The sequence below is a fragment of the Sorangium sp. So ce394 genome (assembly GCF_051474665.1).
In the GTDB taxonomy this organism is placed as follows: domain Bacteria; phylum Myxococcota_A; class Polyangia; order Polyangiales; family Polyangiaceae; genus Sorangium; species Sorangium cellulosum_D.
In genome coordinates this window covers 996,723-1,020,601 of the sequence record NZ_CP150339.1, presented here as the reverse complement: position 1 = coordinate 1,020,601, position 23,879 = coordinate 996,723, and the positions used below count along the sequence as shown (strand labels likewise).

Below are 23,879 nucleotides of genomic sequence, written 5' to 3'. Positions count from 1 at the left end.
AGCCCCGAGCGGAGCCCTGAATGACTACGTTATCCATCGATAAATCCACGGCCCACGGAAGCGTGGGAGTGCTCGCCCTGGCGTTCGCGCTGTCGGCGTGCCTCGGCAATCTGGGCGGCGTCGACGGCGCGCCGCCCGGGGAAGGCACCAACGGCACGAGCGGTAGCTCGAGCGGCGGCGGCCCGGGGACGGTGACCCCCGGCGAGGCGCTCGAGTGCGACGCGAGCGTCGTCGATCCGGGGCCGTCGCCGATGCGCCTGCTCTCGCGGGAGCAGTACCTGAATACCGTGCGCGACCTCGTCGGCGACGTGCCCGGCCTGGAGGCGGCGCTCGGCCCCGCGAACGAGGCGTCGGCGTTCGGCCTCGTGCAGCCCGACGTGACGCAGGTCGAGCTCGAGCATTTCCAGGCCGCGGCGGACGTCATCGCCGCGGCGATCGCCTCCGACCCGGCGCGGCTCGGCGACATCGCGCCTTGCGAGGCCGGCGCCGAGCCGCGCGCGTGCGCGCGCCAGGTGGTCGTGCGCTTCGGCGCCCGCGCCTACCGCGCGCCGATCACGGACGAGGCGGACATCGAGCGACACCTCGGGCTCTTCGGCGTCGGCGCGGAGACGAGCTACGAGCACGGGATCGAGATGCTCCTCCGCGGCATGCTGCAATCGCCGCGCTTCCTGTACCGTGTCGAGATCGGCACCTCGGAGAAGGTGAGCGAGCGCGCCGTGAGGCTCTCTCCGCACGAGGTGGCCGCGCGCCTCTCCTACACGCTGTGGGGCACGCTGCCGGACGCCCGGCTGAACGAGGCCATCGAGGACGGCGGCCTGACCACCCGGGAGGGCGTCGCGGCGCAGGTCGGCTGGATGCTTGAGGACGAGCGCGGCAAAAAGCTCCTCCATCGCTTCCTCGGCAGCTGGACGCACCTGAACGGCCTTTACGGCGTGGTGAAGGACGAGAGCGCCTTCCCCGAGTGGCAATCGCGGTCGTTCCGCGAGTCGCTGCGCGGGCAGGCCGACGCCTTCTTCGACCACGTGCTCCACGAGCAGGGCGGCGCGCTGCGCGCGCTCTTCACCTCGACGACGGTCTTCTACAACAAGGACCTGGGCGGGTATTACGGCGTCACCGGCGGCGACGCCTTCCAGGCGCTGGAGCGCGCGGACGGCACCGCGTCTGGCATCCTGACGCTCCCGGCGCTGCTCGCGGTCCAGGCGAAGCCCGCCGAGAGCTCGCCGATCTACCGCGGGAGGTTCGTGCGCGAGGCCCTGCTATGCCAGCAGCTGCCGGCCCCGCCGGCCAACATCCCCAAGCCGCCCGAGGTCGACGCGAGCAGCTCGACCCGCGACCGGCTGGCGCAGCACGAGGTGGACCCGAGCTGCTCCGGCTGTCACCAGCTGCTCGACCCGCTCGGCTTCGGCTTCGAGCACTACGACGCGCTCGGCCGCTACCGCGAGCTCGACGGCGGCAAGCCGGTCGACGCGAGCGGCAAGGTGGTCGCCACCCGCGACATGAACGGCGAATTCGTGGGTGTGGCGGAGCTCGGCGAGAGGCTCGCGGGCAGCGCCGAGGTGGAAGAGTGCGTGGCGCGCCAGTGGTTCCGCTTCGCGATCGCCCGCTTCGAGCAGGACATGGATGGCTGCTCGATGGAGCGGTTGCTCGAGACCTTCAGGGCCGCCGGTCAGGACCTGAACGCGCTGCCCCGCGCCGTCGTGGAGACGGACGCTTTCCTCTACCGCCGCCCGATCGACGAGCACGCGAAGGAGATGCCATGAACCGCAAAGGCCCGATCGACCTCCGGACCCAGATCAGCCGCCGCAAGCTGCTCGGCGGGCTGGGCGCCCTGACCGTCGCGCTGACGAGCCCCATCTGGCGGAGCGCCACCGTGTTCGGACAGGACGCGAACCAGCCGGGCGCAAAGCGCTTCATCGGCATCTTCTCGGCGAACGGCACGGTGCCGTCGGCGTTCTTCCCGCCGGGGGACGCGCACGACGCGCCGCTGTCGCTCGGCCCGATCCTCCAGCCCCTCGAGGCGCACAAGCAGAAGATGCTGGTGCTCAAGGGCGTGCACATGAACTCGACGGTCGAGGACGAGCTCGGCGTGCCGAGCGCGAACAAGCCCGGCGGCCCGCACATGAAGGGCCCCGGCGCGATGCTGACGGGCGGCTCGCTGCTCGCCGGCAGCTTCACCGGCGCGGGCGGCCCTGCCGGCTGGGCGGATCGCATCTCGGTGGATCAATACATCGCCAGTCGGATCGGCGGAAGCAGCCAGTTCCCGTCGCTCGAGTTCGGCGTGCGCATCGAGGGGCAGGAGCCGCTCCGCGTCATCTCGTACCGCGGCGCGAACCAGCCGAACATCGCGGTCGACGACCCGTTCCAGATGTACGCGCGGATCTTCGCCAACGCGGACCTGTCCGACACGGAGCTCCAGCGGCTGATGGCCGAGCGCCAGAGCGTGCTGGACTTTTTGAAGGACGATATCGGCCGGCTGCAGGCGCGCGTCAGCGCCGAGGACAAGGCGCGGCTCGAGGCGCACCTCGGCGGGATTCGCAACATCGAGCAGCGGCTGCAGAGCTCCGGGGTCTCGTGCACGCCGCTCGAGATGCCGGAGAAGTTCGACACGCGCGCGATGGAGAGCTATCCGAAGGTCGGCCGGCTGCAGATGGATCTCATGCTTCTCGCGCACATCTGCGGGATGACCCGCGTGTCCACGTTCATGTGGGCCAACGCCGATAGCTGGCAATACTATCCCTGGATCGGCGTGAACGAGGAGCACCACGAGCTGTCCCACGCCGGCGATGACGACGCGGTCGCGAACGAGAAGCTCGTGAAGATCAACCGGTGGCACAGCGAGCAGGTGAACTACGTGCTGGACCAGCTGGCGCTCGCCAAGGAGGTGGACGGCAGCTCGATGCTCGACAGCACGCTGCTCCTTTGGGGGAACGAGCTCGGCGTCGGCAATACGCATACGTACAGGGACATCCCGTGGGTGCTCGCGGGCGGCGCGGGCGGGTACTTCAAGATGGGGCGCTACATGAAGTATGCGGACCTGCCGCACAACAACCTGCTCGTGTCGGTGTGCAATGCGATGGGGCTGGAGGACGTGACGACGTTCGGGATCCCCGGCGTGTGCACCGGGGCGCTGCCGGGGCTGGTGGCGTGAGCGGCGGTGGCGGCGGGACGTGAGGGGGCGGGGCGCGGCGCTCGTGAGGTGCGTCGCGCGCGTGTGGAGCCGCGCAAAACAGGGCGAATGGACATGCGCCGCCGGCAATCTGCGCCTTCTCGCAGGCCCAAGCGCCCCATAAGGAGCCTGCCGGCCGCTTGGCCGCTGCCCTGAACCGACTCGACGCTGCCCCAAACCGCCTCGACACTGCCCTGAGCCGCCACCTCGCTGCCCCGAACCGCCACCTCGCTGCCCCGAACCGCCACCTCGCTGCCCCGAACCGCCACGCACCCCCGGGTCCCCCCCACCTCGGAACCGCGAAATATTCGCGTGCGAGGTAAAGTATGGGCACCTGAGGGAATGCCACTGGGGGACGACGCTCCCGACGGTGCTGCGCCAGAGGTGCCCGCCTCGCGCCCCATCATTCCGTCAAGGACGTTGAGTTCGATGGCCGCAGCGACCGCGGTGGGCACGGAGCCCCATACACGGGATCGATGAGCAGCGAGAAGATCGCCCCTCTGCTCCAGGAACGCGGTATTAGCTTGCGCGCGTAGGCATGGCGGCGGAGGGCGTGTGCGGAACCGTGAGATCCTGAGCCGGCAGTTCCGTGTGGTGCTGGAGCTGCACCGGCACCCACAAGGATTGAGCTCAGAAAAGCTGGCACTGCGTCTCGGCGTCAGTCGAGCGACGATCAACCGTGATCTGGAGCTCTTGCGGCAGCGGATTGGTCTCCCCATCGAGCGAGTTCGGCGCACAGGGGAGATCTGGCATCGGCTGCGTGAGCTGCCGCTTTCGTCCGTCGCGGCAACGCCGCTCCAGGTGGCTGCTCTACGCCTCGCGCGCGACGCGCTGGCGCCGCTCGGAGGAACGGCGCTTACCGGCCAGCTCGACGCCCTGCTCGCACTGTTGCCCGGGGAACCAGCTCCCCTGCGCGGCCTCAACGTCGCCGGCAAGCCGCAGCGGTCCACCGCACCGGTCGTGCGCGCCATCGACCTCGCGATGCAGGAGGGGAAGCGACTCGAGATCCTGGTACGCGTCGCCGCACGCGGTGGCGAGGAGCGGCGGTACGTCCTCGATCCACTCCTCTTGAGGGTCGTCAACGACGATCTTTACTTGTTCGCGTGGTCGCATGAGCGAAAGGAGACCCGCACGTTCAAGGTCACTCGCATCCGCGAAGCGTGCGTGCGGGAGGAGCCTGCCGACCCGCACGCCGACCTGGTGCCCGAGGAGGCGTTCCGCGGCGCCGTGAAGGCGTGGAGCGGTTCGCTCACGCAGGTGCGTGTCCGAATTCGCCCGGGCGTCGCGTGGCTGGTGGACGAGTACCCGCTCGTCGTCGGTCAGGAAATTCTGCACGAGCCGGACGGCAGCGCCATCGTCACGGCCCAGGTTGCCGGGCTCGTGGAGCCGTTGCGCTGGGTGCTCTCCTGGGGCCGCAATGCCGAGGCGATCGAACCCATGGAGCTGCGCCAAGCGGTGGCCGACGAGCTCGCCTCGGCCTTGAGCATCTACGGCGACCTGGAGGTCCGCTCAAGTAAGGTGAGCGAACCTCACGAGCACAGCCCTTCCCGAGCACGGCGCCCAGGGCCACAGTCTGCGCGCCGCATCGAGAAATCACCATGACTGGTATGTCTTCATGTTCCGCGCTCCCGTCGCCCCTCGGGTTCGACCCCCGAGCCTGGCAGCTCTGGGGTAAAGCGGATCCTGCGCGCGCCGTCGGGGGAGGCCCGGATTGGCACCCCCTCCTGTGCCATGTGCTCGACGTCGTTGCGTGCGCCGAGCGCCTATTGCTCCACGTGCGTCCCGATCGGCTCGACGCGCTGGCTGCATCCGTCGTGCTGCCGAGAGAGGCGGCGCTGCCGTGGATTCTGTTCTTCGTGGCGCTCCACGATCTCGGCAAGGCCACGCCGCCGTTCCAGATCAAGGTACCTGGCCGCGTCAACGCGCTCCATGCCCTGGGTCTCGACTTCCCGGAGCGCGATGAGCCTCACGGCAGCCTCTCGGCCGTCCTGACGACGAGGGCCCTGGCCGAGCAGGGCGTACCTCCCCGGCTCGCGCGCTGGGTCGCGCGTTCCGTCGGCGCGCATCACGGAGAGTTCGCCTCGCTCGGAAAGCTGGGCCACCTCGAGCAGCAAAAGGGAATCCTGCTCCCGGTGTACGCGGGCAAGGAGCCGCTCTGGGACCTGCTCCGGACGCACCTGGTCCAGGCGCTCGCAGGCGCTTGCAGCATCAGCTCTTCGGTGCCGCGCCCCGCCCTACCTCCATCGACCGCGATGCGACACGCTTTCGCCGCCGACCTGGCCGGGCTGACGACGGTGGCGGACTGGCTCGGCTCGAACGCCGAAGTGTTCAAGTACGTCGAGCCCCCGGCCTCCCCCGCGGATTACCTGGCTCTCGCCCGGGCTCGCGCCGCGCAAGCGCTCGACGATGCAGGCTGGCGCCGCCCGCCGCAGCCGCCAATCCGAACCTTCCGAGAGCTCTTCGGCAAAGATCCATGGCCGCTGCACGAGGCTGTAGAAACGATCATCCCGGCGCTCCGCGGCCCGTCGCTCGTCGTCATCGAGGCCCCGATGGGCGAGGGCAAGACCGAGGCAGCGCTCGCGATCTTCGACGCGCTCGCGGCGCGCGGCGGCACCGGCCTCTACTTCGCGCTCCCGACCCAGGCCACGAGCAACCAGATCTTCGGACGGGTCGAGCGGTTTATCCGCGCCGCGTTCCCTGGAGAAACTCACGGCCTCCACCTCGTGCACGGCGACGCGGGCCTCTCCGAGCGCTACGACGGGCTCAAGCAGCGCGCCTTCACGATGCGCTCCATCAACGGCGTCGCACGTGGAAAAGACGGCCCGGTCGCCGATGCGTGGTTCGCACGGAGCAAGCGGGCGCTCCTCGCCCCGCTCGCGGTTGGTACCGTGGACCAGGCGCTGCTCGGCGTCCTCGGTGTCCGGCACGGCTTCCTGCGCCTGCACGGCCTCGCGGGCAAGGTCGTCGTCGTCGACGAGGTCCACGCCTACGACACCTATACGTCGGAGCTACTCGACCGGCTCCTGTCGTGGCTCGGCGCGCTCGGCGCCACCGTCGTCCTCCTCTCCGCGACCCTCCCCGCAGCGCGACGTGACGCGCTCGTCCGGGCCTTCGGAGCAACTCCGGCCGCCCCCGCGACCTACCCGCGCATCACCGTCGCCACGGAGGGCGCTTCCTCCAGCACCTCGTTCCCTGCACGACGGGCGCCGATCCCGGTCTCGCTCATCTGGCAGTCCGCATCGGCGGTCCCGGAGCGCCTCGTCGAGGCGTTCGCCGGCGGCGGGTGCGCCGTCTGGATCGTGAACACCGTCCGACGTGCACAACAGACGTACCTCGCCCTCCGCGCCCTCCGCGACCGCGGGCTGCTCCCACCGGACCTCGATCTCGGCCTCCTGCACGCGCGCTTCCCGTTCGACACCCGCGCCGCGCGCGAGCGGGCGGCGGAGGAGTCCTTCGGCCCCGGCGAGGCGAAACGCCCGCGCGCGGCCCTCCTCATCGGCACGCAAGTCCTCGAGCAGAGCCTGGACCTCGACTTCGATCTCATGATCACTGAGCTCGCGCCCATCGACCTCGTGCTCCAACGTGCTGGCCGGCTGCACCGGCATGAGCGCAAGAACCAGCGCCCGCCCGCTGTCCAGCGACCTGCGCTCTGGATCGTTCGTCCCGACAGCGACGAGCGCCCGGAAGGGCCGGCATTCGGCGCGAGCGCTCTTATCTACGCCGAGTCAATTCTGCTGCGGAGCTGGCTCGCGTTGCGCAACACTACGGAGATCGTGCTGCCCAGCGACATCGAGCCGCTCATCGAGTCCGTGTACGGGAGAACCGCGCCGGTGGCCTCGCCGGAGCTGGCCACGCGCCTCACCCAGCTGGATCGCGATAGCAAAGAGCGAGAACACGACGAGGGCAACCAGGCCCGCGCTCTCGAGCTCGCCGCCCCGGACGCGGACGACCCGTTCGACGGCCTCGCGCGCGTGGTCGAGGACGAAGATCCGTCGCTTCATCGATCCCTGCGCGCGAAGACCCGGCTCGGCGAACCCAGCATCGACGTCGTCCCGGTGCTCGATCGCGGCGGGCGGGTCATCCTGGCCGGTGCTCCCGACGTGGAGATCGACCTCGCAACCAGGGATCCACTGCCTCGCCGGATCGTCGTAGCCGCAGCACGGCAGGCCGTGGGCATCACCCATCGCGGTGTGGTCGCCGCGCTCCTTCATGAGCGCGTGCCCCCGAGCTTCGAGGCCAGCGGTCACCTGCGCTTTCATCGCGTCCTCCGCCTCGACGACGCCGGCCGTGCCATGGTTGCTGGCACGCTCCTCACGTTGGATCCCGAGCTCGGGCTTGTCGTCGGCTCGCTCGACACGCCCGACGACTCCGCGCCCTAGGAGACCTCTGCATGCCCCCGTCCGAACGCCCCCGCTTCGATCTGACTCGAGAGCCCTGGATCCCCTGCGAGACGCTCGCTGGAGCGCGCGTCGAGCTCGGGTTCGAGGACGTCCTCGTGCGCGCGCACGAGCTCGCCGGTGTGCACGACGAATCGCCGCTCGCGACCGCCATGATCTACCGTCTTTTGCTCGCGATCCTGCATCGCGCCGTCGACGGTCCGCGGTCGATCGACGCCTGGGAGACCCTCTGGACCGAGCCGCGCTTCGACCCCGTCCGCATACGTGCGTACCTCGATCGCTGGCGCCACCGCTTCGACCTGTTCGACCCCGAGCGACCGTTCTTGCAGGTGCCGCGGCTCGCCGAGGTGCTCTTCGCCGAGCGACAGGGGAAAGAGGCCGAGACCACGCCGGTACGGCGGCTCGCGCTGGAGCGATCCGGTTACTCCGGTGCCGTGCAGCTGCTCGAGCACGGCGGAGACGGCGTGGGGCTGCCCCCCGCGGAGGCCGCCCGCGCGATGCTCGGATTCCTGGGGTTCGGCCCTGGGGGCCGGATCTTGAACGACTCCGGATACCCGAGGGCATGCCCGCTGCGTGCGGGCGCGGTCGTGCTCGCACGGGGAGAGACTCTCCACCGTACGCTCCTCCTCAACCTCCTCGTTCTCGACCGGGACCGACCGCTCCCGGGCGCCGGCGGCTCCGGCGACGTGCCCGCGTGGGAGCAGGAGACGACGGCCTCACGCACGAAGCGCGCGGTGCGAGGGTGGCTCGATGCCCTCACGTGGCAAGCGCGGCGCGTGGAGCTCGCACCGCATGTCACGGAGGCAGGGCTCCTCGTTCGCGACGTGGTCACCAGCGCAGGCGTCGAGCCCGAAGGCGACTGGATCGAGCCGATGCATGCGCTCCTGGTCCGCGATCCGAAGCGCGGTTCGGAACCGCTCCGGTTTGATCCGGACCGGAGCCTGTGGCGTGACTCAACCGCTCTCTTCGAGGCAACGAGCGCGAGCGAGGGGCACCGTCGCCCCGCGGTGTGCACGCAGATCGCAAAGCTCGTGGACGAGGACATCCTCGATCGGGCCGCTGGGCTCGCGCTCGACGTGTACGGCCTGGCGAGCAGCCAGGCGGCGATCGAGCTCTGGCGTGCGGAGCGCATGCCGATGCCGGTCCGGCTCCTCACCGATGCGGCGCGGGTCGAGGTCCTGCGTGAAGCCCTTGGCGCAGCCCACGCGGTGGCGAGCGCGCTGCGGGGCAGCGTCTGGCGCCTGGCCAGCGCGACGCTGGCCTCGGGAGAGCGGAGTCCCGACAAGAAGGATGTCGGCGCGCTCGTCGAGCGCCTCGCGACGGAGCCTCGTTACTGGAGCTCGATGGGCGCCACGTTCGATGAGCTGGCACGTCGGCTTGGAACGGACGAGGACACGGAAGCGACGCTGCGCTGGTGGAAGGAGATCGCGCGCAAGGCCGCCTGGCGCGCCCTGGACGACGGGGCGCGCCAGCTCGGCACGAACGCCCGCGCCTTCCGGGCCCGCGCCCTCGCCGAACGCACGCTCGCCTACGAGCTCGCCAAGCTGTCTCCCGCGACCACCTCCACGCCGACCCAGGAAGGAGCCACCGCATGACCGATGTCCGCAAGACCCAGGACGATCACGTCGCCCGCTTCATCTCGCGCCTGCGCAAGCTCGCCGAGGACGAGGACCGAGGCGCCCTCGCCGCCCTCCGCAGGAGCCTCCAGGATCGCACCGGGATGGCCGCGGCCGCGTGCCCTTATGTCGTCCCCTCCCTCCCGCCGAGCGAGGACCTCTACCGCGACCGCGCCTTCTTCCTCATCGGCGCGCTGTTCGCGCTCCACCCCGATCCTGGCGGCGAGGGCGTGAGCCTCGGCGACGCGTTCCGCGCGATCAACGCCGATCAGGAGGGCCCCGGGACCGGCGACAACGAGAGCTTGCGCCGGCGGTTCGTCGCGCTCCTGGACGCCGACGCCGAGGACCTGCCGAACCACCTCCGCCACGCCGTCTCGCTCGCGCGCAGCAAGGGAAAACCCCTCGATTGGGATCGCATGCTCCGCGACGTGCTCATGTGGCGCGGCGAGTCACGCCGCGTCCAGCGCCAGCTAGCGCGTGAATTCTGGAACGGACGTCACGAAGCCCTCGACAACGAAGGAGAGATCTCTCGATGAAGCTCGAGATCCACATTGTGCAGAACTTCGCCCCCTCGAACCTGAACCGCGACGACACCGGCTCGCCCAAGGATTGCGAGCTCGGCGGCGTGCGCCGAGCGCGCATCTCGAGCCAGTGCTACAAGCGCGCGATCCGCGACGCATTCGCCCGCCACGAGCTCCTCGACGAGGCCGATCAGGCAACGCGCACGAAGCGCCTCGTCGAGGCCGTCGCCGAGCGCGTAGTCGCGGCGAAGAAGAAGGTCGACCCGGAGAGCGCCAAGCGCGCCGCCGTCCGCGCGCTCGGCGGCGGCGGGCTGAAGGCGGACGAAGGCGACACCTGGAAGACGCAGTATCTCCTGTTTTTGCCCACGCGCACCATCGAGCGCCTCGCCGCGCTGATCGCCGAGAACCTCGAAGCGCTGACGCCGCCTCAGGCCGAGACCGCCGCCGAGACGCAGGGCGACAAGGCCGCGAAGGGCAAGGCGGCGAAGTCCAAGAAGCAAGAGAAGTCCGAGGCGAAGGACCAGGTGCCGAGCGAGCTGCGCGAGCAAATTGAGAGTCTGCTGGCGGACGGCTCGCGCACGCCGGAGCTAGGGCTCTTCGGCCGCATGATCGCGGACAAGCCTGCATGGAACATCGACGCCGCCTGCCAGGTCGCCCATGCGATCTCTACCCACCGAGTCTCGATGGAGTTCGACTTCTACACGGCCATCGACGACCTCCGCCGCGACGACAGCTCGGGCAGCGACATGATGGGGACCATCCCGTTCAACTCCGCGTGCTTCTACCGTTACCTCGTCGTCGATGTGGACGACCTCATCCGTAACCTCGGCGCGGATGAAGCTGCCAGGGCGCAGGCGAAGAAGACGCTGGCGGCGCTCGTGCGCGCAGCCGTCCTCGCCATCCCGAGCGGCAAGCAGAACTCGATGGCGGCGCACAATCCGCCGTCGTTCATCCTGACCGATGTGCGGGAGCGCGGCGCGCCGCGCTCGCTGGCCAACGCCTTCGTCGAGCCGGTGCGCCCCAGGAGCAACGAGCACAGCGACCTTGTGGAAGGGTCGGTGTTGAGGCTCGGTGAGCTGCTCGCCGCGCTCGATGGCGTCTACGGGACCGACGGGCGCAAGGACCTCTCGTTCTGCGTGGTCGATCCAAGCGAGACGCTCGCGAAGAGCTTCGGCCAGAAGGTGCCGTCGGCCCACCACCGCGCCTCGCTTCAAGCGCTCGTCGATGCCGCGACGGCGGCGGCGTTCGGAGGCGCAGCGTGAGGAGCGTTCTCCTTCGCCTCGAGGGCCCGCTCCAGTCGTGGGGCACGCGGAGCCGCTTCCCGGAGCGCGACTCCGAGCGTGAGCCCTCGAAGAGCGGCGTCTTGGGGCTCGTCGGCGCGGCGCTCGGCATGCCGCGCGACGACGACGCGCGCCTCTCGACGCTCGCCGCGGCGCGGATGGCCGTGCGCGTCGATCGCGAGGGGGGAACGCTCCTCGACTACCACACCGCGGGCGCGGGGCGCTTTGCCGGAAACGAGCACCGCGTGTACGGCACGAGCAATCCCGTCATCACGCGGCGCGCCTACCTCAGCGACGCGAGCTTCCTCGTGGCGCTCGGCTACGAGGACGACGCGCTCGCCGCGGCGATCGACGAGGCCCTGCAGTCGCCTCGGTGGCCGCTCTTCCTCGGACGCCGAGCGTGCCCGCCGTCTCTTCCCGTGCGTGCGGGTCTCGTCGCGGACGAGCCCGAGGCCGCGCTCCGCGCCGCGCTCTGGCCCGGCCCTGTGCGGCCGGCCGAGCGGATACGCCTCGTCGTGGAGTGCGCCCCAGACAAGGGGCAACCCCGGCAGGATCAACCGCTGTCATTTCGCCTCCACGCGCGACACTTTGCGCGGCGCTTCGTCCGCACCGACTGGATCGCGCCCGAGGAGCTCGCGCTCTCGCCCGAGGACGCGCCGCTGACCTCGCTGGTTGCGCGGCGTCCCGAGCTGCGCCCCCCTCACCTCTAGCCCGCAAAGGAGCCTCGGATGTACTTGTCCCGAGCATTGCTGAACCCCATCTCGCGCGCAGTGCGCGCCGATCTCGCCGATGTCGAGAGCCTCCACCGCACGCTCATGCGTGCATTTCCCGATGATGCCGGACCTCATCCGCGCGAAGCGCACGGCGTTCTGTTTCGTGTGGATGAAGACGCCCGGCATGGCCGGTTCGTTCTCCTCGTTCAGAGCGGGACGCGTCCCGACTTCGCGCGGTTGCCCGATGGGTATTTCCTGGATTTGCAAGACGTTCTGGGCTTCGCCGAGTCGAGCGCGCTCGAGAACCCGGCGATCCGGGAGGTCGGCAGCGAGCGCGCACGCATCGGAGCCGGGGATTCGTTCCGCTTCCGCCTGCGCGCCAATCCGACACGCCGTATCGACACGAAGAGCGGCGACGACGGCAAGCGCCGCAATGGAAGGCGCGTGGAGCTGCGCGACGATGCGTCGCGGCTCGAATGGTTGCAGCGCAAGGCAGCGCAAGGCGGCTTCGAGCTCCAGGGCACAGAGCACGGCGTGTCGATGTCCAAGGAGCGGAAGCTTGCCGGTCGCAGGCCGGACGCGAGCGGCAAGCAGCAGGAGCTCACGCTCGCGCCGGTGCTCTTCGAGGGCTGGTTGCGGGTGACCGACGCCGATCGGTTCCGCGCCGCGCTCGCCTCCGGCATCGGACCGGGGAAGGCGTACGGTTTCGGCTTGCTGTCGATCGCTCCCGCACACAGCTGAGCGACTTCTGCCGGCGCGCGAGAAAACAAAAGAGCTAGACGGAACGCGTCGCTGTTTGCCCTGCAGCTCGCGGGGAGCTGCCTTCTGTTCCGCTCGTGTGCAGGAATGATGTAGAAGGGCAGACGTGAGTCGAGGGGGGAGCCTGCTCCGCGATCTGCAGCAGCTGCCGCGCTTCAGCGACGGCTGGACGTTTCTCTACACGGACAAGGTCCGTATCGAGCGTGACGACAGCGCGATCGTGCTGATCGACGCCGAGGGGCAGGTGCCGGTGCCTGTCGCGGCGCTCTCGGTGCTGATGCTCGGCCCTGGAGTGTCGATCACGCACGCGGCGATGCTGGCGTTGTCGGAGGCTGGTTGCTCGGTCGTGTGGTGCGGCGAGGAGGGCACGCGGTTCTACGCGTCAGGGGTCGGCGAGACGCGGCGCGCGTCGAACCTGATGGCGCAGGCGGAGGCGTGGGCGAGCGCCAAGCGTCGAGCGGAGGTGGTCGCCCGCATGTACCGGATGCGCTTCGCGGAGCGCCTCGATCCGGACCTGACGCTGGAGCAGATCCGGGGCATGGAGGGTGTGCGCGTGCGCGAGGCGTACGCGAAGGCGAGCCGCGAGACCGGCCTGCCCTGGAGCGGCCGGGCGTACAGGCGGGGCGACTGGGGCGCGGCGGATCCGGTGAACCGGGCGCTGTCGACGGCGAACGCGTGCCTGTATGGCCTGTGCCATGCGGCGATCGTATCGACGGGCTTCTCGCCGGCGCTGGGGTTCGTGCACACGGGCAAGATGCTGAGCTTCGTCTACGACGTCTCCGATCTCTACAAGGTGGAGGTCACGGTGCCGATCGCGTTCAAGGCCGCGGCGATGGGCACGGCGTCGCTCGAGTCGAACGTGCGGCGCCTCTGCCGCACGGCCTTCCATGACGAGCGGCTGCTCCAGCGGATCGTGCCGGACATGCAGCGGGCGCTGGGGCTGAAGGCGGACGCGACGCTGCTGGTGACGCATGCGCCGGACGACGATGCGCCCGGAGCGCTGTGGGATCCAGCGCGGGGGAGCGTGCCCGGAGGGAAGAACTTCGCGGAGGTCGAGCAGGCCGGGGAGATGCGCGAGGGGCGTGAGGGGCACGAGGGGGAGGTTCCGCCTGACTCGGAGGGGGGTGTGCCATTCTGACAGTGCTGGTGGTGGAGCGGGCATCGCCGTCGCTGCGGGGGCACATCACGCGCTGGATGCTTGAGGTGCGGGCGGGGGTGTTCGTCGGGACGCTTTCGCCGCGCGTACGCGAGCTCTTGTGGCAGGCGGTGTGCGCGCGTAACGCTGGGGGAGGTTGTGTGCTGGTCCACGCGGCACAGAATGAGCAAGGATTTGCCATCCTGGCGCACGGCGACACCAGCCGCACGGTCATTGACATCGAGGGACTTACGCTGGTCCGGAAGGCGTAAGTATGCGAAAAGAGAAAGTGTCGTCCCCGCGCACGCGGGGGTGAACCGCCGTGTTCCAGAAGCGGAACCGTGAGCGCGGACGTCGTCCCCGCGCACGCGGGGGTGAACCGTTGCGGTGCTCGACGGGCACGACCGGCGCGACGTCGTCCCCGCGCACGCGGGGGTGAACCGTACGTTAGCTCCAGCCGACGCTTCCGCAGGGTCGTCGTCCCCGCGCACGCGGGGGTGAACCGCCGAGCGACGACGAGGCGATCGTGCAGATCGTCGTCGTCCCCGCGCACGCGGGGGTGAACCGGCGGCGGAGCTTGTGAAGCGGTGGACCGAAGATGTCGTCCCCGCGCACGCGGGGGTGAACCCCGTTTCTCCCGGCGCCGTAGCGCTGGTCTAGCCGTCGTCCCCGCGCACGCGGGGGTGAACCGCTCGACCTGTCGTCGCTCGCGCTGGGCGCGCCCGTCGTCCCCGCGCACGCGGGGGTGAACCGTATCTCCAGGTTCCGGCGCATGAATTGACAGAGTCGTCCCCGCGCACGCGGGGGTGAACCGAACGATTGGGAGCCCGTCGACGGACCAAAGTCGGTCGTCCCCGCGCACGCGGGGGTGAACCAGCTCACGACATGCCCGCCGCCCGCCGCCCGCCGCCCGACGTCGTCCCCGCGCACGCGGGGGTGAACCGTACCCGCACTTCGAGCAGCTGCTCGAAGCGGAGGTCGTCCCCGCGCACGCGGGGGTGAACCGCAACAGCGCGGCGAGCGCGCAGACGACAATTCGTCGTCCCCGCGCACGCGGGGGTGAACCGATCGGCCGCGCCGGTGGCATGGCGTCGCGGAAGGTCGTCCCCGCGCACGCGGGGGTGAACCGGGACAGCCACCCGTCAAGCGGACGGCTGCGAAGGTCGTCCCCGCGCACGCGGGGGTGAACCGGTAATGTACTCGCCGACGCCGTTGTCGGTCGCATCGTCCCCGCGCACGCGGGGTGAACCGCGCGGACGCTGCGGCGGCGCCGAGCACGGTACCGTCGTCCCCGCGCACGCGGGGGTGAACCGGCGGCGCCAGCTCCGGCGATGCCTGCGGCATCGTCGTCCCCGCGCACGCGGGGGTGAACCGAGGGCGCCGAGGAACCCGGCCGCGGACGTGCGAGTCGTCCCCGCGCACGCGGGGGTGAACCGCCGCCGCCGCGGCGCTCGACGGGGGGTGGCGCGTCGTCCCCGCGCACGCGGGGGTGAACCGCCGCCGCCGCGGCGCTCGACGGGGGGTGGCGCGTCGTCCCCGCGCACGCGGGGGTGAACCGACCACCGTGCGGCAGACCGCCTGGAGGCCGTCGTCGTCCCCGCGCACGCGGGGGTGAACCGAGCGACCCCCTCACCCTGATCGACTACCCCCGCGTCGTCCCCGCGCACGCGGGGGTGAACCGACGGCCGGCGCGCCATCGCTCTCGTCGTCCTCGTCGTCCCCGCGCACGCGGGGGTGAACCGAAGACCGAGCCCGTGATCTTGGTCATCGGGATGGTCGTCCCCGCGCACGCGGGGGTGAACCGACAGAGAGGGACGTGCGCCAGGAGTTCCTGGAGTCGTCCCCGCGCACGCGGGGGTGAACCGACGGATGACGCGACCTCGGCCCACTACTTCTTCGTCGTCCCCGCGCACGCGGGGGTGAACCGGATGGAACTCGGCCGGAGCAGTCGAAGCCGGACGTCGTCCCCGCGCACGCGGGGGTGAACCGTTCCCGCAGATCTGCGCGCTCCTGTACGTCACGTCGTCCCCGCGCACGCGGGGGTGAACCGTTCGCGTATTGCGCCGAGGCGTCGAGTTCGATCGTCGTCCCCGCGCACGCGGGGGTGAACCGCTGTGCTCCACCGCGAGCGCGGCGATGCTCGCGTCGTCCCCGCGCACGCGGGGGTGAACCGCATCCGGCCGCATCTCCGCCTCCGCCCGCGCACGTCGTCCCCGCGCACGCGGGGGTGAACCGGTGGTCGCCCACTTCGGTTGCTGGCCGGATGCGTCGTCCCCGCGCACGCGGGGGTGAACCGCAACTGGGCGGAGTCGACGGAGGAGCCGCCGCGTCGTCCCCGCGCACGCGGGGGTGAACCGGGCATAGGTGTACGTCGGCGCGGTGAGGCGCCAGTCGTCCCCGCGCACGCGGGGGTGAACCGCACCGGGACGGTCACGCGCGCGAGGGGAAGACGTCGTCCCCGCGCACGCGGGGGTGAACCGGTCCCCTTGACCAGCAGCGGCGGCAGGCCGGCGTCGTCCCCGCGCACGCGGGGGTGAACCCCGATCGTGTTACGCTCGACCACGTCGTGGAGGGTCGTCCCCGCGCACGCGGGGGTGAACCGAAGCGCAAGGGCGCCGTCTACAAGCGCAAGGAGTCGTCCCCGCGCACGCGGGGGTGAACCGACGGCCTGCATCCCGCTGGAGTCGATCACCGGGTCGTCCCCGCGCACGCGGGGGTGAACCGGCGCTCATCGCCCTGCAACAGCTCTGGCGCCAGTCGTCCCCGCGCACGCGGGGGTGAACCGGCCTTCGTCGTCATCGCTTCTCCTCCGCCGCGAGTCGTCCCCGCGCACGCGGGGGTGAACCGGCGGCCACGCGCCCGGCGAGCCGCACCAGAACGTCGTCCCCGCGCACGCGGGGGTGAACCGTTATCCGCGGATCGAGCACCGGAATCGCTCGCAGTCGTCCCCGCGCACGCGGGGGTGAACCGACGACTGGCGCCCCGCCGAGCCCGTCGAGCACGTCGTCCCCGCGCACGCGGGGGTGAACCGATCCCGTGGCTCTGGCCCTTGGCCTCGAGCAGGTCGTCCCCGCGCACGCGGGGGTGAACCGCAGTAGATCGCGTCCCTGCTGTCGAGCTGCCCGGTCGTCCCCGCGCACGCGGGGGTGAACCGGCCGGCGTGGTGCTGCTCGGGCACGAGGTGCCGGTCGTCCCCGCGCACGCGGGGGTGAACCGTGGCGAGTTACTGCGGCGGTTCACGCGTCCAAGTCGTCCCCGCGCACGCGGGGGTGAACCGGCAGCGGCGAGCTCTTTCGGTGGGGCCAGCGGCGTCGTCCCCGCGCACGCGGGGGTGAACCGATCGTGCGCGAGGGGCGGGTCGGCCCGTACTCGGTCGTCCCCGCGCACGCGGGGGTGAACCGAGCCCGAACACGGCGGTCGAGGCGCCGATTGCGTCGTCCCCGCGCACGCGGGGGTGAACCGCCCACCCGGTCGAATCCTGAGGCCCGCACGCAGTCGTCCCCGCGCACGCGGGGGTGAACCGGTGAACGGAAACCGGTTCCTCGTGAACTGGATCGTCGTCCCCGCGCACGCGGGGGTGAACCGGACGGTAGCACCTGGCGCACCCTCGGGACGTTCGTCGTCCCCGCGCACGCGGGGGTGAACCGCACCCCGGGTCCGATTCGAAGCTGACCAGGTACGTCGTCCCCGCGCACGCGGGGGTGAACCGTAGACGGGTACCATGTCGACCTCCTCAGACCGGGTCGTCCCCGCGCACGCGGGGGTGAACCGTAGGTCATAAGTCTAGCTCCGCCGACGGTAGACCGTCGTCCCCGCGCACGCGGGGGTGAACCGCGCCCGAACGACATGCCCAGGGAGATGTGGGAGTCGTCCCCGCGCACGCGGGGGTGAACCGTTCTCGCGTCTGCCAGGAGCCTGTGCCTGGCGTCGTCCCCGCGCACGCGGGGGTGAACCGTCGAGCGTGACGAGCATCTCCTGGGTGGAGATCGTCGTCCCCGCGCACGCGGGGGTGAACCGGTGAGGGCGTACATCACGCGCGCCTCCCGGCCGTCGTCCCCGCGCACGCGGGGGTGAACCGGCCGAGCACGTCGCCGCGCTCCGCGGCTGGGGCGTCGTCCCCGCGCACGCGGGGGTGAACCGCCGAAGCGCCCGAAGGGGATGCAGCCGGAGATGTCGTCCCCGCGCACGCGGGGGTGAACCGAGATTCCCTGCCGGCCTGGAGCGCCTCGCGGCGGTCGTCCCCGCGCACGCGGGGGTGAACCGTAGACGGGCACCATGGCGTCCTCCTCAAACCGGTCGTCCCCGCGCACGCGGGGGTGAACCGATCCGCGACGGGTCCTCGGCGGCCACGGCGCGCGTCGTCCCCGCGCACGCGGGGGTGAACCGACGAGGACCGCGGCAGCGCCCACGGCGTCGAGGGTCGTCCCCGCGCACGCGGGGGTGAACCGCACCCAGGCCGCCCGCCTCGTCTCCGCGCTCAAGTCGTCCCCGCGCACGCGGGGGTGAACCGCGCAGCGCAGCCGGCGAGGGGGAAGGTGGTGGCGTCGTCCCCGCGCACGCGGGGGTGAACCGCTCGCGAAGCGCGGGCAGATCCTGCCAGGCGACGTCGTCCCCGCGCACGCGGGGGTGAACCGAAGATCGAGGAGACGCTCTCCGGCGCGATCAAGGTCGTCCCCGCGCACGCGGGGGTGAACCGCGCGAGGAGGCGGATCTCTTCCGGCGGGCGTTGTCGTCCCCGCGCACGCGGGGGTGAACCGACGACCCACCACGTGCTCTTCGATGGGCGCGGGTCGTCCCCGCGCACGCGGGGGTGAACCGGCGACGACCGCGGGCGTGCTCCCGGAGAACTCGTCGTTCCCGCGCACGCGGGGGTGAACCGTTCCGCCTGATCGGCGAGGTGGTTGACGGGGTGGTCGTCCCCGCGCACGCGGGGGTGAACCGCCGCGGCGGGCGTGCTCGCGGTACCACGTCGTCGTCGTCCCCGCGCACGCGGGGGTGAACCGAAGCCGGTGTCGTACGGTGCGATGAGCGACCGGGGCGTCCCCGCGCACGCGGGGGTGAACCTACGCCGCGCCCGCTCCGGCCTCCGGATGCGGGCGTCGTCCCCGCGCACGCGGGGGTGAACCGCCGTCGCCGCCGCGCGCACGAGCAGTTCGACCGTCGTCCCCGCGCACGCGGGGGTGAACCGGGGTTACGCTTGCTTGTTGGAGTGCTGGTGCAGTCGTCCCCGCGCACGCGGGGGTGAACCGGGCGCGCCGGAGGTCGCGACGGCGAACGAGTACGTCGTCCCCGCGCACGCGGGGGTGAACCGGCACCGCGCTGGCCACCGAGGGCACGCGCGATGGTCGTCCCCGCGCACGCGGGGGTGAACCGCTCCGCCAGCTCGATGATCCAGTTAGAGGCCGCGTCGTCCCCGCGCACGCGGGGGTGAACCGTTCCTCTCGGAGCTCGAGAACCTGGGGAAGACGTCGTCCCCGCGCACGCGGGGGTGAACCGGCGACCGAGGACGAGGAGACGCTCGGTCGGTGGGTCGTCCCCGCGCACGCGGGGGTAAACCGTACCTGACCAAGGGCAGCAAGGTGCTCGTGGAAGTCGTCCCCGCGCACGCGGGGGTGAACCGCATCGCCAGGCTCGGGCGGCCACGCGCGGCGCGTCGTCCCCGCGCACGCGGGGGTGAACCCCGGCCCTCGCGGGCGCTCGGGCGGGTGTCGACGTCGTCCCCGCGCACGCGGGGGTGAACCGTGCTCCGGGTACCAGTCCGACTGGTGCCGCAGCCGTCGTCCCCGCGCACGCGGGGGTGAACCGCAGGGAGCGTCCGCCACGAGATTCACTACGACGTCGTCCCCGCGCACACGGGGGTGAACCGGAAACCGCGCAGAGCAAGGCGACGCTGGCCAAGTCGTCCCCGCGCACGCGGGGGTGAACCGCACGCGCTCCAGGTCGTCGACCTGCGCGGCGTGGTCGTCCCCGCGCACGCGGGGGTGAACCGTAGGGCACCTGGACGGTGTCCCCGCCCTTGATGTCGTCCCCGCGCACGCGGGGGTGAACCGCCAGGGCCGCCTGACCCGGCGCAGATCGACAGCGTCGTCCCCGCGCACGCGGGGGTGAACCGTCCGTACGCCCGCCGCGCCCGGCCCGCAGATCCGTCGTCCCCGCGCACGCGGGGGTGAACCGACGCCGTCCCGCGGCAGATCGAGCGCGGGCGCGTCGTCCCCGCGCACGCGGGGGTGAACCGTCTTCCACGTCGCCTTGCCGAAGGAGCCCTCGAGTCGTCCCCGCGCACGCGGGGGTGAACCGCACGGACTCCGCGATCTCATCTCGGCGCACAACGTCGTCCCCGCGCACGCGGGGGTGAACCGAACTGCCCCGTGAACCACCACGCCAGCCGATGCGTCGTCCCCGCGCACGCGGGGGTGAACCGTAGGCGGCCCAGCAGAGCTCCTTTCCGATGAAGTCGTCCCCGCGCACGCGGGGGTGAACCCCGACGGCGGCCGCCGACGGGGAGCCGCCGACCGTCGTCCCCGCGCACGCGGGGGTGAACCGGAGGTCGACCGGGGCCTCGGCGGCATCACCGTCCGTCGTCCCCGCGCACGCGGGGGTGAACCGTCGCTCGACCTCGCGATGCGCCTCACGCTGCACGTCGTCCCCGCGCACGCGGGGGTGAACCGCTCCGGGCGCTCACGGGCAACACGCTGAACGAGTCGTCCCCGCGCACGCGGGGGTGAACCGGTGCGGGAGACGGGCATGGCGTTCGGCTCCTCCGTCGTCCCCGCGCACGCGGGGGTGAACCGCGGCGGCGCTGCGGGAGGAGCTCGACCGACTCGTCGTCCCCGCGCACGCCGGGGTGAACCGCAAGTCCCGGAGCTCACCGGCGAAGGCGCAGTCGTCCCAGCGCACGCGGGGGTGAACCGAGCTCCGGCCCCGCGACGCCGGTCGCCTCGCGCGTCGTCCCCGCGCACGCGGGGGTGAACCGCCGGCGCACATCGCCGCGGGGATCGCCTCCGGCCTCGTCCCCGCGCACGCGGGGGTGAACCGCCGGGCGCTCCAGCAGGATCCCAGGTCTCCGTGGTCGTCCCCGCGCACGCGGGGGTGAACCGTAGGCGACCGCATCGCGGTGGCCCGGGATCGCGTCGTCCCCGCGCACGCGGGGGTGAACCGGAGCCGCGGTGACGCGGGCGCTCGCCATCCTCGTCGTCCCCGCGCACGCGGGGGTGAACCGCCGAGCATGCCGCGACCGGCCTGGAGGTAGTCGTCGTCCCCGCGCACGCGGGGGTGAACCGCCATCCCGTATCCGGACCGCGCAGGGACGTCGGAGTCGGCCCCCGCGCACGCGGGGGTGAACCGGTGACGCCCGCGCCGTCGCACGCCGAGCACCCGGCGTCCCCGCGCACGCGGGGGTGAACCGGTGGACGACGACGCCGTAACGAAGGACGGCAGCGTCCCCGCGCACGCGGGGGTGAACCGAGCTCCCTCCGCCACGCGCAGCGTACCTGACCGTCGTCCCCGCGCACGCGGGGGTGAACCGGATGCGGAACAGTTTGGCCGGGACCTGATCCAGTCGTCCCCGCGCACGCGGGGGTGAACCGCTCCAGCCTTCCGCCTCGAGCGCGGCCCGGAGGTCGTCCCCGCGCACGCGGGGGTGAACCGTCTGACGGCGCGGTCGCGTTGCAGCGCCCGGCCGTCGTCCCCGCGCACGCGGGGGTGAACCGGGGGACGCCAGGGCCGCAACAGCGCCGCGCCGCGTCGTCCCCGCGCACGCGGGGGTGAACCGGGGAAGACCGTCGAGGACCTCGCGATCATCGAGGTCGTCCCCGCGCACGCGGGGGTGAACCGATCTTTCCGCAATCTCAGCGTGATCGCACGTTCGTCGTCCCCGCGCACGCGGGGGTGAACCGATGGAAGGCGACCGGGGATCGGCTGGCCGCCGAGTCGTACCCGCGCACGCGGGGGTGAACCGTACTCGGGCAGCAGCCCGAGCGCCTCCACTTCGGTCGTCCCCGCGCACGCGGGGGTGAACCGCGCTCATCAGGTACCGTGACCCGTCGCTGTTCGTCGTCCCCGCGCACGCGGGGGTGAACCGCATGCGCCGCTCGCCGCGGCGCACGTGATGGTGTCGTCCCCGCGCACGCGGGCGTGAACCAGGCCCGGCATTCTCCGTCGGAGAGGAGGCCGGAGTCGTCCCCGCGCATGCGGGGGTGAACCGCTGGGGGAGACCACCGCCCGCCTCGGGACGCTCGGTCGTCCCCGCGCACACGGGGGTGAACCGGCTGCGCACGCGGACGGGTCGCCGTTCTCGTGGTCGTCCCCGCGCACGCGGGGGTGAACCGGAAGCGTATCGACCCACATGCCGCTCGCCTCAAGTCGTCCCCGCGCACGCGGGGGTGAACCGAAGATGCGCGAGGTGTTCAAGCGCCAGACGAAGTCGTCCCCGCGCACGCGGGGGGTGAACCGGCCCGGCACAAGACGACCGTCAAGCAGGCCATGGTCGTCCCCGCGCACGCGGGGGTGAACCGCCCAGCTCCACGGAGCTCGACGAGGCGCGCGACGTCGTCCCCGCGCACGCGGGGGTGAACCGCGGTAGCGGACCCGCTGATGTTGCTCATCAAGGTCGTCCCCGCGCACGCGGGGGTGAACCGAACGGCAGCGCGGCGGCGTAGCTCTTCTCCATCGTCGTCCCCGCGCACGCGGGGGTGAACCGACGGGCAAGGGCTTCCTTGCGGGCGGGATCGCGTCGTCCCTGCGCACGCGGGGGTGAACCGGTCCACGTCTCGTCGAGCAACCCGGGGGGCCGTCGTCCCCGCGCACGCGGGGGTGAACCGATGAGCTCCGTGGAGCCGTGGTTCTCGAAGGCGTCGTCCCCGCGCACGCGGGGGCGACCCGTCGTACCGCGACAGGAACGCGTCGTCCCCGCGCACGCGGGGCTGAACCCCCATCCCCCGCGCCGTGCCGCGCGCCGTGCTCCGTCGTCCCCGCGCACGCGGGGCTGAACCGTCATCGGTCGAGTCGATGGCACGGACAGCCTCGCCTCCTCGACCGCGAACTGGCCGAGGAGGCGAGGCGCGCGCGGCGGGCTCCCCCGCCCCCTTCGAGGCTACGCGTCATCCGCGACGGCGATCGTGCTCGTAGCCGGCGCCGGCTTGCGATTCTTCTTCGTCGCGGCCGCCGCGACGACGTTCTTCCGCATGAAATCGATGACGGGCGCCAGGACGTCCATCACCTTTCGATCCGTCTGCGCGTGCGTCTTCGCGATCCGGTAGGCTGCATAGAGCGTCTCGCGGAACTTAATGGCGGTGTAAAGCGTCGAGTCGCCGAGCTCCCCGCCGACCGGCGCGAGGCTCTCCGCGACCTTGCTGAAGAGCAGGTGCTTCTCGATGCGGTCGCGCAGCAGCGCGGTCTCGAAGCGGCTCGGGTCCATCCCTTCGTCCTGATCCGCGAGCGACTCGAACAGCGCGGGCTTCATGTCCACCACGTCGAGCACCTTGTTCAGCATCACGTGCTCGCCGTCACGCAGCCGCGGCGCCATCTGCCGCTGCTCCTTCGTCAGCGTCACGAGCCCCGGGAAGAGGCTGTCGAGCCGCTCGCCGAACTCGGCGGCCAGGGCCCTGGCCTTCTCGGCGCGCGCCCGGAACTCCTCGATCGGCATGTCTTCCCACGTGGTCCAATTCGAATCCTTCTTCTTCGATGGCATTGGTTTCTCCTCCCGTGCTGCGGTTGCAAGCGCGTACCGTAAGTTGGCATATCTGGGCCCGCAAGCATGGCAGACCACCGGAGCACGAACTCCACGCAGGGACGATAGCGGAGATGGCTCTCCTGACAGCAGCATCGGCCGCAGCCGCAGATCAACCGCAGGAGGAGCAGGGTCACTGCAACTCTTTACCATCGATGATGCGCTCGGCTCCGGCAGCGCTCCGGGGTCTCTCCGCGCTCGTTAACGAGCCGTGCGCGCACGGAATAGGCCTGAGTACTTCGTGAGGAGCGTGCTGGCCCTCCAGAGCCGTCCCCATCCATCCCACTGTCGCCCTGAACCGCTCCACGGTCGCCCTGAACCGCTCCACGGTCGCCCTGAACCGCTCCACGGTCGCCCTGAACCGCTCCACGGTCGCCCTGAACCGCTCCACGGTCGCCCTGAACCGCTCCACGGTCGCCCTGAACCGCTTCGCTCAGCCCATTTTCGCCTCGCACCCCCGGTGGCCCCCCGGCTCGCAGCCCCGAGCGCTGCGCGACGGGGGCTCGCCCGCGATCGCCTCGGCACGCTCATGTTGCGCCGCTCCGAAGACCACGGCTGCCGCGGT

General features: G+C 71.5%; 13 protein-coding genes and 2 CRISPR repeat arrays. Of the genes, 11 read left to right on the top strand and 2 right to left on the bottom strand.

All coding sequences use genetic code 11. The features are described 5' to 3' along the window. Positions 1 to 20 precede the first annotated feature (20 nt). The 11 genes from WMF33_RS03810 (at position 21) to cas2e (ending at position 13,859) form a co-directional block, all read left to right on the top strand. Positions 21 to 1,760 carry a DUF1592 domain-containing protein gene (locus WMF33_RS03810; protein ID WP_437335856.1) on the top strand — a complete coding sequence of 580 codons (1,740 nt, stop codon included), beginning with the start codon at positions 21 to 23 and terminating at the stop codon, positions 1,758 to 1,760. Beyond that, a complete protein-coding gene (locus WMF33_RS03805) occupies positions 1,757 to 3,148 on the top strand; it encodes a DUF1552 domain-containing protein (protein ID WP_437335855.1) in 1,392 nt (463 codons plus the stop codon). The genes WMF33_RS03810 and WMF33_RS03805 overlap by 4 nt, the downstream gene beginning before the upstream one ends. Positions 3,149 to 3,721: 573 nt before the next feature. Beyond that, positions 3,722 to 4,768: a helix-turn-helix transcriptional regulator gene (locus tag WMF33_RS03800; RefSeq protein WP_437335854.1), complete on the top strand. Its 1,047-nt coding sequence runs from the start codon at positions 3,722 to 3,724 to the stop codon at positions 4,766 to 4,768. Then, the gene (gene cas3, locus WMF33_RS03795) at positions 4,765 to 7,545 is read left to right on the top strand and encodes a CRISPR-associated helicase Cas3' (RefSeq protein ID WP_437335853.1); all 2,781 of its coding nucleotides are present in this window, start codon (positions 4,765 to 4,767) and stop codon (positions 7,543 to 7,545) included. The genes WMF33_RS03800 and cas3 overlap by 4 nt, the downstream gene beginning before the upstream one ends. Positions 7,546 to 7,556: 11 nt before the next feature. Beyond that, positions 7,557 to 9,158 (top strand): type I-E CRISPR-associated protein Cse1/CasA, encoded by a 1,602-nt coding sequence (gene casA, locus WMF33_RS03790; protein ID WP_437335852.1) that lies wholly within the window; start codon positions 7,557 to 7,559, stop codon positions 9,156 to 9,158. After that, positions 9,155 to 9,715 carry a type I-E CRISPR-associated protein Cse2/CasB gene (gene casB, locus WMF33_RS03785; RefSeq protein ID WP_437335851.1) on the top strand — a complete coding sequence of 187 codons (561 nt, stop codon included), beginning with the start codon at positions 9,155 to 9,157 and terminating at the stop codon, positions 9,713 to 9,715. Before casA ends, casB begins: the two co-directional genes overlap by 4 nt. Next, the gene (gene cas7e, locus WMF33_RS03780) at positions 9,712 to 10,962 is read left to right on the top strand and encodes a type I-E CRISPR-associated protein Cas7/Cse4/CasC (protein WP_437335850.1); all 1,251 of its coding nucleotides are present in this window, start codon (positions 9,712 to 9,714) and stop codon (positions 10,960 to 10,962) included. Before casB ends, cas7e begins: the two co-directional genes overlap by 4 nt. Then, entirely contained in the window at positions 10,959 to 11,690 is a 732-nt protein-coding gene (gene cas5e / locus WMF33_RS03775; RefSeq protein WP_437335849.1) for a type I-E CRISPR-associated protein Cas5/CasD, read from the top strand. The genes cas7e and cas5e overlap by 4 nt, the downstream gene beginning before the upstream one ends. An 18-nt stretch (positions 11,691 to 11,708) precedes the next feature. Continuing rightward, positions 11,709 to 12,434: a type I-E CRISPR-associated protein Cas6/Cse3/CasE gene (gene cas6e, locus WMF33_RS03770; protein WP_437335848.1), complete on the top strand. Its 726-nt coding sequence runs from the start codon at positions 11,709 to 11,711 to the stop codon at positions 12,432 to 12,434. Positions 12,435 to 12,558: 124 nt separating this feature from the next. Beyond that, entirely contained in the window at positions 12,559 to 13,590 is a 1,032-nt protein-coding gene (cas1e, locus tag WMF33_RS03765; RefSeq protein ID WP_437335847.1) for a type I-E CRISPR-associated endonuclease Cas1e, read from the top strand. A 2-nt stretch (positions 13,591 to 13,592) separates the two neighbouring features. Further along, complete coding sequence (gene cas2e / locus WMF33_RS03760) at positions 13,593 to 13,859, top strand: type I-E CRISPR-associated endoribonuclease Cas2e (protein WP_437335846.1); 267 nt, start codon at positions 13,593 to 13,595, stop codon at positions 13,857 to 13,859. A 19-nt stretch (positions 13,860 to 13,878) separates the two neighbouring features. Then, positions 13,879 to 14,778: a CRISPR direct-repeat array (repeat unit 29 nt; unit sequence GTCGTCCCCGCGCACGCGGGGGTGAACCG). Positions 14,779 to 14,870: 92 nt separating this feature from the next. Next, a CRISPR array of direct repeats spans positions 14,871 to 22,578; the repeat unit is 29 nt; unit sequence GTCGTCCCCGCGCACGCGGGGGTGAACCG. Positions 22,579 to 22,678: 100 nt separating this feature from the next. On the opposite strand, the gene WMF33_RS03755 is transcribed toward cas2e, so the two are convergent. Beyond that, a complete protein-coding gene (locus tag WMF33_RS03755) occupies positions 22,679 to 23,275 on the bottom strand; it encodes a hypothetical protein (RefSeq protein WP_437335845.1) in 597 nt (198 codons plus the stop codon). A 172-nt stretch (positions 23,276 to 23,447) separates the two neighbouring features. Next, entirely contained in the window at positions 23,448 to 23,726 is a 279-nt protein-coding gene (locus tag WMF33_RS03750; protein ID WP_437335844.1) for a hypothetical protein, read from the bottom strand. Positions 23,727 to 23,879 lie beyond the last annotated feature (153 nt).